This window comes from Lactococcus sp. LG1074, assembly GCF_017309525.1.
In the GTDB taxonomy this organism is placed as follows: domain Bacteria; phylum Bacillota; class Bacilli; order Lactobacillales; family Streptococcaceae; genus Lactococcus; species Lactococcus petauri.
Genome location: NZ_CP071293.1, coordinates 1,792,342 through 1,808,560 on the forward strand (window position 1 = coordinate 1,792,342; position 16,219 = coordinate 1,808,560).

The 16,219-nt window shown below is 38.9% G+C and carries 14 protein-coding genes and 2 tRNA genes; all 16 read right to left on the reverse strand.

All coding sequences use genetic code 11. The features are described from left to right. Positions 1 to 237: 237 nt before the first annotated feature. Positions 238 to 311 (reverse strand) — tRNA-Pro (locus J0J36_RS08945). Positions 312 to 365: 54 nt separating this feature from the next. Continuing rightward, positions 366 to 439, reverse strand: a tRNA-Arg gene (locus J0J36_RS08950). A gap of 120 nt (positions 440 to 559) precedes the next feature. Then, on the reverse strand, positions 560 to 1,363 hold the full coding sequence (locus J0J36_RS08955; RefSeq protein WP_019292582.1) for an energy-coupling factor transporter transmembrane protein EcfT: 804 nt from the start codon (positions 1,361 to 1,363) through the stop codon (positions 560 to 562). 1 nt (position 1,364) lies between these two features. Continuing rightward, a complete protein-coding gene (locus J0J36_RS08960) occupies positions 1,365 to 2,210 on the reverse strand; it encodes an energy-coupling factor ABC transporter ATP-binding protein (protein ID WP_019292583.1) in 846 nt (281 codons plus the stop codon). After that, positions 2,207 to 3,040 carry an energy-coupling factor ABC transporter ATP-binding protein gene (locus J0J36_RS08965; protein ID WP_019292584.1) on the reverse strand — a complete coding sequence of 278 codons (834 nt, stop codon included), beginning with the start codon at positions 3,038 to 3,040 and terminating at the stop codon, positions 2,207 to 2,209. The genes J0J36_RS08960 and J0J36_RS08965 overlap by 4 nt, the downstream gene beginning before the upstream one ends. Positions 3,041 to 3,105: 65 nt before the next feature. Beyond that, complete coding sequence (locus J0J36_RS08970; RefSeq protein ID WP_019292585.1) at positions 3,106 to 3,600, reverse strand: DUF2325 domain-containing protein; 495 nt, start codon at positions 3,598 to 3,600, stop codon at positions 3,106 to 3,108. Then, positions 3,597 to 4,196: an anaerobic ribonucleoside-triphosphate reductase activating protein gene (nrdG, locus tag J0J36_RS08975; protein WP_019292586.1), complete on the reverse strand. Its 600-nt coding sequence runs from the start codon at positions 4,194 to 4,196 to the stop codon at positions 3,597 to 3,599. Before nrdG ends, J0J36_RS08970 begins: the two co-directional genes overlap by 4 nt. 190 nt (positions 4,197 to 4,386) lie before the next feature. Beyond that, entirely contained in the window at positions 4,387 to 5,832 is a 1,446-nt protein-coding gene (locus tag J0J36_RS08980) for an APC family permease (protein WP_019292588.1), read from the reverse strand. A 213-nt stretch (positions 5,833 to 6,045) separates the two neighbouring features. Then, entirely contained in the window at positions 6,046 to 8,286 is a 2,241-nt protein-coding gene (gene nrdD, locus J0J36_RS08985) for an anaerobic ribonucleoside-triphosphate reductase (RefSeq protein ID WP_019292589.1), read from the reverse strand. A 160-nt stretch (positions 8,287 to 8,446) separates the two neighbouring features. After that, a complete protein-coding gene (locus J0J36_RS08990; protein ID WP_019292590.1) occupies positions 8,447 to 8,959 on the reverse strand; it encodes a cysteine hydrolase family protein in 513 nt (170 codons plus the stop codon). Between the two features lie 104 nt (positions 8,960 to 9,063). Then, complete coding sequence (locus J0J36_RS08995; protein WP_153925424.1) at positions 9,064 to 10,425, reverse strand: APC family permease; 1,362 nt, start codon at positions 10,423 to 10,425, stop codon at positions 9,064 to 9,066. A gap of 147 nt (positions 10,426 to 10,572) precedes the next feature. After that, entirely contained in the window at positions 10,573 to 11,526 is a 954-nt protein-coding gene (locus J0J36_RS09000) for an L-threonine 3-dehydrogenase (protein ID WP_019291514.1), read from the reverse strand. Positions 11,527 to 11,592: 66 nt separating this feature from the next. Beyond that, positions 11,593 to 12,783 (reverse strand): glycine C-acetyltransferase, encoded by a 1,191-nt coding sequence (locus J0J36_RS09005; protein WP_014025448.1) that lies wholly within the window; start codon positions 12,781 to 12,783, stop codon positions 11,593 to 11,595. Between the two features lie 227 nt (positions 12,784 to 13,010). Beyond that, complete coding sequence (gene tdcB, locus J0J36_RS09010; RefSeq protein ID WP_003133199.1) at positions 13,011 to 14,018, reverse strand: bifunctional threonine ammonia-lyase/L-serine ammonia-lyase TdcB; 1,008 nt, start codon at positions 14,016 to 14,018, stop codon at positions 13,011 to 13,013. 24 nt (positions 14,019 to 14,042) lie between these two features. Continuing rightward, the gene (locus J0J36_RS09015; protein WP_019291512.1) at positions 14,043 to 15,137 is read right to left on the reverse strand and encodes an alanine dehydrogenase; all 1,095 of its coding nucleotides are present in this window, start codon (positions 15,135 to 15,137) and stop codon (positions 14,043 to 14,045) included. 178 nt (positions 15,138 to 15,315) lie between these two features. Beyond that, positions 15,316 to 16,161, reverse strand: a complete 846-nt coding sequence (locus J0J36_RS09020) for an aldo/keto reductase (protein ID WP_019291511.1) — start codon at positions 16,159 to 16,161, stop codon at positions 15,316 to 15,318. Positions 16,162 to 16,219 lie beyond the last annotated feature (58 nt).

A 16,219-nucleotide genomic window follows, 5' to 3' on the forward strand; every position in this document is an offset into this window, starting at 1 on the left:
ACTTTTTAACTGCTACTTCTAGAATTGCAATACTTCTTGATATCTCCTATTTGCTTTATTCTATATAGCACGCCCTGATACTAGAGTGACAATATTAATACCAAATCAAAGCAAAACAAAAAATAGACTCTAAAGAATCTATTCTTTAACTCACTAACTCCAACCACAATACAGGCTCAGTTTTCATTTCCAACAAAAAAACTCATCTACGAAAGATGAGTTAGGGTTAGTCGGTAATCGGGAAGACAGGATTCGAACCTGCGACACCTTGGTCCCAAACCAAGTACTCTACCAAGCTGAGCTACTTCCCGAAGGTATGAAAATTTTTTACAATAATAAAACGGGCAAGCCCGAATTAATTATTATGCACCCGGCAGGATTCGAACCTGCAACCGCCTGATTCGTAGTCAGGTACTCTATCCAGTTGAGCCACGGGTGCGTTTTTTAACTACTTGATTATTATAGCAAATCAAATTTGCGAATGCAAGAATAAACTCATAATTAAACAAAAAAAAACCGAAATTATTCAGTTTTTTTATTCTAAAAGTAGCTGTGCGAATTAACGACTAAAGGTATTCCATGACAGTAAGAGAGCAGCCAATATAAAAATACTCAGTAATAAAATAAAATCATTTTTCGACCATTTGAGCTGACGATATTTACTGCGCCCATCGCCTCCTTGATAGCCTCGTGACTCCATGGCAACTGCTAAATCTTCTGCACGGCGGAAGCTCGAAACAAAGAGCGGAATCAATATCGGGATAATCGAGCGGACTTTTTGCAAGAGATTCCCTTCACCAAAATCCATACCTCTTGCCTTTTGGGCATTCATAATCATGGTTGTATCGTCCATCAATGTTGGAATAAAGCGAAGTGAAATCGAAAGCATAAGTCCTAATTCATGTACCGGTACCTTGATTTTCTTCAAAGGTGCTAAACCAGTTTCAATACCATCTGCCAAGGTTAGCGGCGGCGTGGTCAATGTGAGTACTGTTGACATAAAGATAATTAACACAAAGCGGAAGAAAATATAGAGTGCGTTAATTAAGCTCTCTGTTGATATTTTCAATATCCAAAATTGAAAAATAATATGTTCTCCAGGTGTAAACAGCATCTGAAAAATAACTGTAAATAAAATCAAGCCAATCATCGGTCTTAGACCTTTAAGGAAATAAGAAATAGAAATTCCTGATAAAAGGACACCAGCAAAAGTGTAAAGAATTAAGAGTAAATAGCCTAACCAGTCATGTGCAAAGAAAATCACGATAACAAAAATAAACATGACTAAAAGTTTGCTTCGAGGATCCAGACGATGAATCAGCGAATTTCCAGGGATGTAACGTCCCATAAGCATATTTTGCATTCTACTTTTTCGCCTCCTTCAGCATTTGAATCAACTCTTGACGTTTGATAGGCAAGCGGTCAAAGACCACACCTCGCTGCTCTAACTTGACAGCAAATTCTGTTGTTTTAGGTACACCAAGCTCATGCTGCATCAAAAATTCAACATTTTGAAAAACGTCTTGAGGACTACCTGATGAAATAACACGTCCTTTTTCTAAGAGATATACCTTGTCTGCATATTCGGCCACGTCATCCATATTATGTGTGACCAAAACAACTGTCTGTCCTTCTTGATGCAGGTGACTAAAGAGCTCCATCATCTCGATACGGGCTTTGGGATCCAATCCAGCAGTGGGTTCATCAAGAACTAAAACTTTAGGTTCCATTGCTAAAATTCCCGCAATGGCAACACGGCGCATTTGTCCACCTGATAATTCAAAAGGCGATTTTTCAAAGTTTTTTTCTGCTAGACCGACAAGCTCGAGCTTTTCACGCGCAATTTTAAGCGCCTCTTCTTGCGAAACACCAAAGTTTTGTGGACCAAAAGCAACATCTTTCAAAACCGTTTCTTCAAAAAGCTGACTTTCTGGAAACTGGAAAACAACCCCCACCTTTTTACGTGCTGGCTTGATTTCTTTTTGTTTACTGCTGGCCTGAATGACAATATCATCAATATTGACCTTACCTTCTGTAGGTTGCAACAGGCCATTAAGATGTTGTAATAGTGTTGATTTCCCTGAACCTGTATGGCCAATAAGGGCAGTATAACTTCCTTCTGCCACCTCTAAATTGATGTCAAAGAGCGCTCGACTCGCAAAGGGAGTATTCGGTTGGTAAGTGAAATTTACCTTATCAAATTTAATCATTTTCTCAGTCTTTCTGCTAAGAGTTCTGCCAGTTCTTCTTCATTTAAATATTTTTCTGGCAAGTTAAAGTCCGCTCGTAAATCCTCGGCTAAGTTCGATGTGAAAGGCATATCTAAACCAATATTAATCATATCCTCACCAGAACCAAAAAGTTCCTCTGGCTTGGCGGATTTGATAATTTTACCCGCACGCATGACCAATACACGATCAGACAGGGTAGCTTCATCAAGGTCATGAGTAATCGAGAGCACTGTAAGATTATATTCTGCCTTAATTTCACGGATAACGCGCATGATTTCAGCACGTCCTGTCGGATCAAGCATGGAAGTTGCCTCATCAAGAATAATAATTTCTGGACGCAATGCGATAATCCCTGCAATAGCAACACGCTGTTTTTGTCCACCAGATAATCGTGCAGGTTCCTTGCCTTTAAACTCTAGCATATTGACTTGTTTTAAAGCCTGGTCCACACGCAAAATCATCTCTTCACGAGGAATACCCTGATTTTCCATTCCAAATGCGACGTCGTCCTCAACAGTTGCTCCAACAAATTGATTGTCAGGGTTTTGGAAAACCATTCCTATTTTTTGACGAAGTGCCCAAACGTTCTCCGAACTTAAAATTTGTCCGTCAATTTTTATATTTCCAGATACATTTTCAAGTAAACCGTCAATAGCACGAGCTGTGGTTGACTTTCCTGAACCATTTTGACCAATGATAGAAACCCACTCTCCTGCTTGGACAGCAAAAGATACCCCATCTAAAGTGGGCGCTTCTTGATCTTCTTCATATTTGAAAGTTAGATTTTCTACTTCGAGGATTTTATTCATAAAACTAATTATACCAAATGACTTGCATTTTCGCTATCTCTCATTTTTGCAAAAAAGCCCTGATGTCAGGGCTTAAACATTTTTGCAAAATCAACTTCCTCTTCAGTAACTTTGAAGTCCTTCAGAGCCGATTTTAAGGCAAGATTTTTTGCTTTCTTGGGTAGCTGGTACTTTTCTTCAGAATTGTTCGTAGAAGGATTAGCCAACTTTTGTTGCGGACTTTTTTTTCTTGGCATTTTTGGCTTCATAGTTTTTTCGGACAACTTTATTTCCGGAAAGGCAAGCTTAAGCTTTTCAATAATCTTTTCTACACCGAAATTACTGCCTATCCAGAAAGGTGTATCACTCGCTTTTGCTGCTTCTTTTGCAAATCGAACTGAAGCATGAGCGACATTGAGGTTCCGAATCATCACAAAGTCAGCTTGCGCCACTAATTGGTCAATTTCGGAACGCCTAGGTTTTTTCTTGTCAAAACCGAGAAAGCCAATTTCTACAGCTGCTAGTCCTTCACGTAAGTCATGCCAATAGCCTGATTCACAAATTACTAACACAGTTTTCATATTAGCTTTTCCTTATGAATTTGTTCTACAGCTGCTTTACCGTCATTAAGTTTTTCCCAGATGACTACTCGATGCTCAGCGAGGGATTTTTTCACATCAATAATTCGTTGATTTGAAGAGCCTCTAAATTGGAGCAATAAGTTTTTCTTACTGAGTTTAAAGCGACCGTCAACAAGTATATCAATATTTCGCAAAAGCTCAAGTTTGGTTTCATCCTCTTGTAGAAGCTCTTCCCAAGTATAACCCGTCCAAGACCAAATATCCTTTTCAGGAAGTTCTGCGCGTATACGTTTGACCAGCGGTAAAGCAACGCCAGTATTGAGGAAAGGCTCACCACCAAGTAATGTCAATCCCTGAACATAAGACTGGCTCAAGTCAGCCATGATTCTTTCTTCTAATTCTTTTGTATATGGACTACCGTAACGGAAATTCCAAGTTGCTTGATTATAGCATCCTTCGCAGTGGAATTTACAGCCGGATAAGTAAAGCGAGCAACGTACACCTTCACCATCAACAAAATTGAAAGGCTTATAATCTGAAACATAGCCCTGTTCCAAATCCGCAGCAAGCCACTCTTGTGGTTTTGGATTATTCATCTGCCATTACTCCTATCTCTATTTTATCTAAAATTTCACAATTCATCCTCTTAATCACAATGAAGAGGATATCATGCAGACAAGCCTGATAAAGCTTGACGTTCCTCATTAGACCCTTTAGGGCAATGAGAGTAGCGTATCAAAAAATGAGCAATTTCTTCCGAAACTACTCATTCTATTATACTACTTTTTAGACTAAATCATTTGATTTTTTTTGCTCACGACGCGCAATAAATGGAAGGAGCATCCCTAAAAGAATCAAGACAACTGGTGTCAAAATGTTCGAAGTCAATTGGAACCACCAAGCCGAAGGGTCGGCAGCAAAATCTACTTTTGGTACCATACCAAGGACACATGCTACTAAAGTGAACAAGAAACACCAGATACCAGCAAACATCGCCAAGCGTTTTTGCTTGATAAATTTGTATTCAGAAGTAAAGTGTTTAATCGCACGATTAAGCATGATAAAGGCGAAGAATACCCACATGTAGCGCATTGGCATCACCACTGAGTTTAAGTTTGTCAGCCATTTGACCAATTCGTTCATGTTTCCTATTCCAAGCAAAGGCATCAAAATAACGATACTTACCAAAATTCCTGTCAATACGAAACCATTGATCAGTGTTCCTTTGGCAGTCGTTTTACGTAGCCAAGCTGGAACAAATTGTGCATCTGCATCCGCAAGCAAAATACGCAATGGCGCATCTATTGAAAAGGCAAGCGCAGCAATTTGACCGATACCTTGTGTAAAGGCATAAACATACATCAGGCTATTGCCAATACCATAGTGTTCGCCAAGCATTTGAAAGGCAGCATAGGCACCATTGGCCATGAGGTCATCAGGCAAGTTACCACTTGTAAAGAGCATACCCATCGCAACTGAGCCAAGAACGGCACAGACACCGACCATTGCAGCAAGCATAAACATTGCTTTTGGAAACTCACGTGCAGGACTCTTCATTTGGTTGACATAAGGTGAAATTTTTTCTGCCCCACCAACCGCAAAGACTAGCATAGAGATTGTTGTGAAGTAACTGAAGTCAAATTTAGGGATATACGTGTTGATATTTCCCATATCTGGTGTTGCGATTGCAAAGTCTTTTGCAATAAAAGGAACGCTGACAGCCATCACGATAAAGAGCAAGCTCATGACAAACATTGCTGTTCCTGCAAGTCCCCCAATAACTTTAAGCGTGTTTAAACCTTTTGTTGCAAGCCAGAGGAAGAGAAGGAAAATAATCAATGAAATGATGGCAACCATCGGAACAGACATCAAACTTACAAGCTGTCCATCTCCACGACCAATCCAACCAAAGGCAATCAAAATTGCTTGAGGTTTTTGGGCCAGATAAGGGATATGCACAACCCAATATGTCCAGGCTGCATAGTAGGCAAGACGTTTTGTTGAAGTTTGTTCAACCCACGAACTTACGCCTCCTTTACTGTCTTTAAAAGTTGAGCCTAACTGCCCAACAATAAGTGCATAAGGTACAAAGTAAAGCGCCAAAATCAAAATCCATGAGGTAACAACTGTGATCCCTTGCTGGGCGAAGTTATTGACCACATTTCCCATGCCCCAAACCATGTTGAAGGCGATAAATGCGACGGTAAACCATCTAATTTTTTTAGTGTCCATATTACTCCTTAAAATTTTTTATCACTCTGCGGACAAGACAAAGTAATTTTTTACGCGCCTTTTACAAATGTAAAAAAGCGGTTGCATTAAAATTATAAAATAAAACTTAAACACTGTCAATATTATTCTTGAATTTTCACTAAAATTTTAAATTTGTCCCTGCTTTTTTATCTTTTCATAAAAAAAAATGAATCCTAAGATTCACTTTTTACTTTATTTTACAAACTTGCTCTTTGCATGATCTACAGCTTCACTGTCAATGCTCTCGCCATCTTCAAGAACACCTACAGAGCCATTCATATGTTTGACACGCGCTGATATTTCTTTATGACGGCCATGAACCATAGGGCGAGCTTGAGGGTTACCTAGGTACCCACATGTTCGTTTTACCACATCACATGTTTGTGGGTTAGCATTGTCACATTGGGGACATTTAAAGCCACGCTCAGTCGCAGTAAAGTCTCCTTCGAAACCACACTCATAACAATGGTCAATCGGTGCATTTGTTCCCAAATAGCCGATACGATCATAAGCAAAGTCCCAAACGGCTTCAAGTGCACGAGGATTTTGTTGAATCATTGGATATTCCGCATAGTGGATAAAACCTCCGTTGGCATAAACGGGATAATCTTTTTCAAATTCCAATTTTTCAAATGGAGTTGGATTTTTACGCACATCATAATGGAAGCTGTTCGTATAGTAATCTTTATCGGTGATATCCGCAACAGAACCAAATTTCTCCTTATCCATACGACAGAAACGGTCTGTCAGACTTTCACTTGGTGTAGAGTAAACAGAAAAATGATAACCGGTTTCTTTACTCCAGTCTTTACAATCTTGGTTCATACGTTTTACGATTTCCAAAGTAAAGTCTTTTGCTTCCTTGTTATTTTCCCACGTTGGTCCATAGAAACTTGTTGCAACTTCATAAAGGCCGATATAGCCAAGGGAAACTGTTGCACGTTCATTTTTATAAAGCTCATCGACTGAATCTTCAGCTTTCAAGCGACCCAAGGCCCCATTCATAAAGAGTATAGGGGCATTTTTGGGTTGGGCTTCTTTTGTACGGTTAACACGGAAAACCAAAGCATCCTTAGCAATGGCAATGCGTTCATTAAAAATTTCCCAGAACTTTTCTTTATCGCCTGCCGCTTCAAGTGCAATACGTGGAAGGTTTACCGTTACTACTCCGAGGTTATTACGGCCCGCAGTTACTTCGTTGCCCTTTTCATCTTTCCAACCATGAAGGAAGCTACGGCATCCCATACTTGCTTTAAATGAACCTGTTAACTCGACAATCTTGTCATAAGACAAGATATCTGGATACATACGCTTTGTGGCACACTCTAGTGCCAAGTTTTTAATGTCATAGTTTGGCGTACCGACTTCAAGATTCAAACCACGCTTCAAGGTGAAAATTAATTTAGGGAAAATAGCTGTACGATGCTCTTTTCCTAAACCTCCGATACGGACTTTCAGGATAGCTTTTTGGATTTCACGTGCATACCAGTCTTCTCCTAAACCAAAACCAACTGTAACAAAAGGTGTTTGCCCATTTGAAGTAAAAAGCGTATTGATTTCATATTCCAAAGATTGCATCGCATCATAGATATCTTTTTTAGTTTTTGCTTGAGCATAGGCTTCACGTTTTTCCGGTTGCTCAATCCACTCTTCCGCATCTTTTAAATGCTTCGCATAGTTTAATTTTGCATAAGGTGCTAAAATTTCATCAGCACGGTCAAATGAACAGCCGCCGTATTGTGAGCTAGCTACATTTGCAATAATTTGTGAAGCTTGAGCAGTTGCTGTTTGAATGGACTTAGGTGAATCTACTTGAGCATTCCCTAATTTAAAGCCATTTTCAAACATATTTTTAAAGTCAATCAAACAACAATTTGACATCGTTGTGAAGGGAGAATAATCTAAGTCATGATAATGAATTTCCCCTTTTTGGTGGGCATTCGCTACATGAGGAGGGAGCATCTTTAAACCAATGGCTTTAGAAACAGCACCTGCAGTTAAATCACGCTGTGTATTGAAAACATCGCTATCCTTGTTGGCATTCTCATTGACAACCGTTTGGTCCTTGTTGATCAATTTTTCGATGGTAAAGTTAATGTCTGTTGCCTTACTTCTTTCAAGATCACGTTGTGTGCGATAAGTTGTGTAAACTTCCGCCCACTTTGTTTCACCAAGTTCCATCAACAGATGTTCCACAATACTTTGAATTTCATAAATCTTAACATTATCCGTAAAACGTGTGAATATTTCGTGCACTACACGATCGCAGATTTCTGCTATACGCTCCTCTGAAGCCGGAGGTACTATTTCGTCCCCAGCTTTTTGCAACGCCTCAAAAATTTTGCTGCTGTCAAACTTTACGGAGCGACCATCACGCTTAATCACACTGATTTCTCGATCTGTTACAACAGTGCTTTCCTCAACCATTTTCATTGTTTCGTTCCCCCATTTTTTAATTCCTTGTGCTTCTATTCTATCAAATAAATTTTCCTTTTTCCACTATATCTAGTATCATTTTTTATGAAAACAAAAGAAAGCACACTATATATAGTGTTGAGGCCAAAAAATAAAAAAAGAGCTATTTTTGCTCTTTTTAGTCATTAATCACATTAATTTGACAAGATTTCATTGTTTCTAAAGCTGCACGATGACTTTCTGGAGTTACACCCGCACAACATGAGGCATCAACAGTAATTTTTACTTCTGGAGCAAATGACTTAATCAATAAAGCATTTGAAACCACACATATATCCGTACAGATACCAATGAGTTCCACTTGCTCCACATTCTCATTGCGGATATATTCTGCAAGCTCTACTGAACCAAAGATATTTTTTTCGAACACACGTTGAAAGCCAACTTGTGCTTCCTTACGTATTTCCCAACCCTGAGTACCTTTTTGACAGTGAATTACTGGCAAGTTTTGTCCTTCTTGAGTTGTTAGGTAATCTTCAAAGTGTGTATCTTGTGTAGCAAGTCGTTCATTTTCAGCGTAAGACACCAACTTCTCGATAACCTTTGGAACAATGGCTTGCGCTTCTTTTGTGCCCAAAGAACCATCTATAAAATCATTTTGAAAGTCAATCAATACCAGTAATTTTTTCATAAGCAAATTATAGCAAATTTACTTTAAAAAGCAAATGCTGATAAAAAATAAGCTCTCCTTCCAGCTCCAAAAGAAAAACTCCGTACTCGGAGTTTTTTTCTATATTAACGATGGTACTTCTTGTCTAGATGGTTGTATACAGGAAGACCAATTAAAGTAAAGACAACACCAACCAAGGCTGGAACTTGGTTACTCATATAGTCTGAACTAATCAAGGTCATGACTAAGATGAAGACACCACCAATGATTGCAATAATTGGAATAACTGGATAAAGTGGTACTTTATATGGACGGACTAATTCTGGTTCGCGCTTACGTAAGATAAAGACCGTTATGAAAACCATAGTGTAGAAAATCCAAATTACAAAGACCAACATATTTGTTAAGAAGTCAAAAGCATCGCTTGAAAGCATTGTTACAACTAACATGATTGCTGCAATTGCAACTTGCAGAATACCTGAGTTTACGGGCACGCCGCTCGCTGAAAGCTTTTTAAACGTTCTCCAGAAAGGGAAAGATTTCTCTGTTGCCAAAGCGTATGATGCACGCATTCCTGTCATTGAATAACCATTAATTGTACCGTAAACAGAAATTAAGATACCAATTGTGACAAGTTTACCTCCCATACCACCAAAAATTGTATTGGCAACAATAGCAGGGAGATTCGGATCATTTTCCATCAAGGTTGGAATACCTAAAGTACGAATATAAGCTGCATTGATAAAGACATATACAAACATGATAGCAACAATACCAAGAATAATCGCACGAGGCAAATGTTTAGCAGGGTTTTTCATTTCACCGGCAATATTACCAGCATAAATCCAACCGTCATAGGCAAACATAGTTGCTAAAAGACCTGAACCAATTGCAGACGCCAAGGATAAGTTTTCTCCTGCTGTAATAGGAAACAATTGGAAATCAACACCACCAGGACGAAGTAACCCAACAACAACAATCAAGGCAATCGGAATTAACTTAATCACTGTTGTAACGGACTGAAGGCCTCCCGCAGCTTTAGAACTAATGAAGTTAATTAAGGTAACTGTAATTGCTGCAATTACACCGACTATTGCAGTGTTAGCTGCGCTCACATTCATCCCAAACAAATTTAAAAATTGTGTACCAAATACAACAGAGAGTGCTGCAATATTTGCAGGGAAATAGATAATAGACTGTGCCCAACCTAAGAGAAATGACCAACGTTTACCAAAACCACGTTGAATATAGCGAATCATCCCACCTGTTTCAGGGATAGCAGCAGCAAGTTCTGCAGCAGTTAATCCCCCACAAATTGAAATGATACCACCAAGTATCCAAACCAATATGTGCAATCCTGGTTGGCCTGTGAGTTCCGCAACTCGTCCAGCCTTGAAGAATACACCTGCACCAATAACCGTACCCATTACTGTTGTAAGGGCAGGGAAGAAACCAAGCGTTCGCTTCATTTCATTTTTTTGTTCCATAAGAGCTCCTCTTTCAAAGATAAATTTTTGATAAGATTAATAATAACAATGCTGACTCCTAACATCAGCATTAGAGAGTAATCTTGTAACCGATTACTCTCTTATTTTAACATAATTTTAGATTTTGTGATGGGATGAACTTAGTTTTTAGCCTTTTAATTTTTCTGTAAGTTTTTCAAGCATTTCTTTCGTCATTGCATCTAAATCATATTTAGGATTGAAGCCCCATTCTTCTTTGGCACAAGTTGCATCGATAGAGTTTGGCCAGCTGTCTGCAATACCTTGACGGACTGGATCTACATCATAATCCATTGTAAAGTCTGGCATGAATTTTTTGATTGACGCAGCAATTTCTTCAGGCTCAAAACTCATCGCAGTAATATTAAAAGCGTTACGGTTTACTAATTTGTCTGCAGGGGCATTCATCAAGTCAACAATAGCATCGATAGCATCAGGCATGTACATCATATCCATCTTTGTTCCTTCAGCGATAAAGCTTGAGTAATGACCATTTTTAATTGCCTCGTAATAAATATCTACAGCATAGTCTGTCGTTCCTCCACCAGGCAATGTTTTATAAGAAATCAAACCTGGGAAACGTACACCACGTGTATCAACACCAAATTTAGTGTAGTAGTAATCACAAAGCAATTCCATAGAAACTTTAGTCACACCGTACATTGTATTCGGACGTTGAATAGTTACTTGAGGTGTGTTGTCCATTGGAGTGCTTGGTCCAAAGGCAGCAATAGATGATGGTGAGAAGTATTGGAGGTTAAGTTCACGCGCTGTTTCTAAGGCATTAACCAAACCACCCATATTCAAATTCCAAGCAAATTGTGGCTTTGCTTCTGCAACAGCTGAAAGAAGTGAAGCCAAGTGGATAATTGTATCCACACCATTATCTTTAGCAATTGCCATCATTTTGTCACGGTCCATGACGTCCAAAATTTCAAAATGTCCGTCAGTCACAACTGGATTACCTTCAACTTCACGTACATCTGTTGCGATAACATTATCAACCCCAAGATCTTTACGAAGACGTTCTGTTAATTCTGATCCGATTTGTCCGAGTGCGCCTGTGATGAGTACTTTTTTCATTATATTTTCTCCAATATATTTGTTGTATGCTTACTTGTAATAGAAAGTTTTTATTGCCCCAAGAAATTAAATCAAGCCGATCTCTTTACCTACTTTGGCAAAAACAGCAACAGCTTCATCTAACATTTCTTTCGTATGCGCTGCTGTAGGCATCGCACGTACACGTCCTGTTCCAAGTGGTACAGTTGGGAATACGATAGGTTTAACATAGACGCCATTTTCAATCAATTTCTTAGAAAACTCTTGTGTTTTTGCTTCATCTCCAAGAATCACTGGTGTGATTGGTGTTTCAGATACACCTGTATCAAAGCCGGCTTTTTGTAATTCTTCTTTGAAGTATTTTGCGTTGTCCCAAAGTGTTTCGACATATTCTGGATGATCATGCATTAAGACAAAGGCTTCTTTTGCTGCTGCAGCTGCACCCGGTGTCAATGAAGTTGAGAAAAGGAAAGGACGTCCTTGTGATTTAAGCCAGTCAACCAAAAGTTTTGAGCCCGCTACATAGCCACCTACTACACCAATCGCTTTTGAAAGAGTACCGATTTGGAAGTCAATCTTATCTTGCAAGCCAAAATGTTTTACTGTACCGGCTCCGCCGCCCATAACACCAGAACCATGCGCATCATCAACATAAGTAATCAAATCATATTTTTCAGCGATTTCAACAATTTCTGGCAATTTAGCAACGTCCCCATCCATTGAGAACACACCGTCTGTGATGTACATTACTTTATTGTATTCACCAGACTCAGTCGCTTCTTTTGCTTTTGCTTCAAGGTCAGCCATATCTTGATGCTTAACACGGATAATTTTAGCACCTGAAAGACGACATCCGTCAATAATTGAGGCATGATTTAGTTCATCTGAAAGAATCGCATCACCTTTTTTCATTACGGCGCTAATCGCTCCCATATTACAATTGAAACCTGATTGAAACGCAATCGCGGCTTCTGTGCCTTTAAATTCAGCGATTGTTTTTTCCAATTCAATGTGTATATCTAAAGTGCCGTTGATAGTACGTACTGCACCAGCACCAGCTCCATATTTATCTGTTGCATCTTTTGTTGCTTGAATTAATTCAGGACGTGTCGCAAATCCCAAATAGTTATTTGAAGCAAGGTTAATCATCTTGTTGCCCGCAACTGTAATCTCAGGACCATTAGCGCTATCTAAAACGTCAATTGTGTTGAGCAAACCCTTTTGTTTAAGGTCTCCAAGCCCATTTTCGAGGAACTGTGTTAAAACTTTTGAAGTCATTCTATAACCTTCTTTCAATTTTTAGTTACACTTTTTGTAACCGTTTACAGTAAGTTTAACACTTTTTTTTTACTCATGCAAGAATTTTTTGCACTTTGATTAAATTTTAATTTAAATTACATGTCTTTGTGAATTTCGTGATATCAGAGTAAATTATCTCACGATTAAAAAAAGACTGAACTATACAAAAAAGGACTTTGAAATTCAAAGTCCTTTTGTTTTAAGAATTATTGATCATTGTCATTGGCAATGAGAAAATGATCCACAACATCTTCAATACGGGCCAAGTCAACATTCCCTCCTGAAACGATAGAAACAACTTTTTTGCCTTTCACATAATCATCAACTTTACCTGAAAGAATAGCTGCTGTTGCAAGAGCGCCAGCACCTTCCACCACAATTTTCGTACGTTGAATCAAATCTTTAATGGCTAATTCGATTTCTGCTTCCGTTACAAGAACCATATTATCAACGATTTGATTGACTACTTCAAAAGTCAATTCACCTGGATAAGCCACATGACAGCCATCTGCAATCGTTGGTGCTTCATCATGGTGCACTTTCTTACGTTCTCTAAAAGATGCAGTCATACCATGGCAATTTTCAGCTTGCACACCAATAACTTGGATATTAGGGTTAAAAGATTTCAAGGCAACCGCAACACCTGAAATCAAACCACCACCGCCTACTGGCACCAATACTGTGTCAACATCCCACAGATGATCTAAGATTTCTAGACCGATTGTTCCTTGTCCAGCCATTACTTCTGCATCATCATATGGAGGAATATACGTAATATTATTTTCCTTAGCGTAAGCTTCACAAAAGGCCTTTGAGTCATCAAACTGTTCACCTTCAAGCATTACTTCTGCACCATAGCCACGTGTGGCATCAACCTTAGCTTGAGGTGCACCTTTTGGCATAACAATGATACTCTTGATACCGAGAAGTTTGGAAGTTAAAGCCACACCTTGAGCATGATTCCCAGCTGAACACGCAATTACTCCACGATCTTTCTCTTCTTGAGATAATTGAGCAATCTTATTGAAAGCGCCACGGAACTTGAATGAGCCTGTTAATTGCATATTTTCAAGTTTCAAGTAAACTTCGCCACCTGTTTTAGCAGTCAAAAACATTGACTGAATCAAGGGTGTTTCACGTGCATATTGTTTAACAGTGTTTTGAGCTTTTTTAATATCTTTAATTGTAATTGGCAGATTTGCTAAATTTGGCATAATTCTTTTTCCTTAGATTTCTTTTTAGAGTTCCGTATAAGTGACATCAATTGAATCAGCAAGTGCTTTAGAAACAACTTTTCCTTTATAAACACTCAACCCAGATAAGAGTTCTTTTGATTTCAGCGCCTCATCTAAGCCTTTGACTGAAATATCCTTAAGGAAAGAGATATTGCCCTGAGCCAAAGCAATTGTCGCTGTACGAGGTGTTGCTCCTGGCATATTTGGCACAGCGTAATGAATTATGCCGTGTTTGATGAAGACTGGATCCGCATGGTTTGTTGCATGATCGATTGTTTCAACAGTTCCTCCTTGGTCAATAGCGATGTCCACGATAACAGAACCTGGTTTCATAGATTTAACCATATATTCTTTGACTAATTTTGGTGGTTTAGCGCCAGGGATTAAGATTGTTGAGATAAAGACATCTGCAAGTTTAATATTTTCTTCCAATGCTTCTGTTGTTGATTTAACGATTTCAACTGTTTTTCCTGCATAGCGTTCTTTAAGTTGGGCGATACGCGCATCACCAAGTTCAATGATAATAACCTTACATCCCAAAGCAACAGCCATATCGGCAGCATTTTCTGCAGCATTACCTCCACCGAAGATAACAACTGTACCAGCCTCGATACCTTCAATACCAGGAAGAAGAATTCCTTCCCCTTCATGTTGTTTTTCAAGATAATATTGCCCAATATTAACTGCACGACGTCCCGCAATAGCTGACATTGGTTTAAGCAACTCAAGCACACCATTGATTGAGATATTTTCACCGGAAATAGCTGTTACTCCGACTTCCATCATTTTTTCCACACAAGCTTTATTGGCTGCCAAGTGTAAGAATCCCCAAATAATTTGGCCTGGTTTGAAGTATTTATATTCAGATTCCATTGGTTCTTTGACTTTAACAATCAACTCTGCTTCCCAAGCAGTTTCTGTATCAACGATTTGTCCCCCAGCCGCTTCATAAAGGTCATTTGTAAAACCACAACCTGCACCAGCATTACTATCGACAAGTACTTCATTACCTGCTTCAACGAGAATTTTTACGTTTTCTGGAGTCATCCCTACACGCGCTTCACCTTGTTTTGGGTCTTTAATTACACCAATTTTCATTTTGTTTCTCCTTTGTGAATTCTTTATCAATTAAATGATAGCACTTTCATATCCATTTAGCAATTATAATTGTGAAATAAAACACTTTTTTAACGTTTTATTATTCTTCCTGTCTATATTCTGTCAATTATAAAAAAAGACACTCAAATCTTACAATTTGAATGTCCTTAAATTTATTTTAGTGGTCCACTTCGTCTGGATTGCGTGCCAGACCTGCTTTCCCATGAAGACTGTCAATAAAGGCGATATCTTCTTCGGTCAAATCAAAATCAAAAATATCCGCATTTTCTTTAATACGGCTTGCCGTCACAGACTTAGGTAAAGGAAGATAGCCTTTGTGTAAACTCCAACGTAAAACGACTTGGGCAACTGTTTTACCATATTTATCTGCAATATCCGTCAATTCAGTAACCGCAAAGATTTTACCTGTGCCAAGTGGGCTATAAGCTTCTGTCAAAATATCGTGTGCTTTATTGAAAGCTACAACCTCTTCTTGCTGATCCGAAGGATTAACCATAATTTGGTTGACAACAGGTTTAATTTCAGCAACTTCCAGTAAAGGTTCTAAGTGACGTGGATGGAAGTTAGACACCCCGATAGCTCGAACTTTTTTGTCCCATACGCCTTCTTCCATTGCTTTCCAAACCGCAGCATTGCGCTCGGCAAAGTTTGGTCGAAATGCTTTTGGATTTGGCCAGTGAATAAGATAAAGGTCCACGTAGTCTAAACCTAGTTTTTCCAAGCTTTCATCTAGTGCTGCTCGGGCATCTTCTGTTGTACCAACAGCCCAAAGCTTCGTTGTAATAAACAAGTCTTCGCGAGCAATTCCACTGTCTTTAATCGCGCGTCCCACCGACTCTTCATTGCCATAGACAGCTGCTGTATCAATATGACGATAGCCAACTTCTAAGGCCGTTTTTACAGCTTGATATGCTTCTTCACCATTTTTAGATTGCCATGTTCCAAAACCAACTTTTGGAATTGTCATACCATTTGCGAGAGTGTAAGTTTCTGTAAGTGACATAATTTCTCCTTTTCTTTACTTTCTAGCTTCATTCTATCACTTTACGAGGTCAGACAAA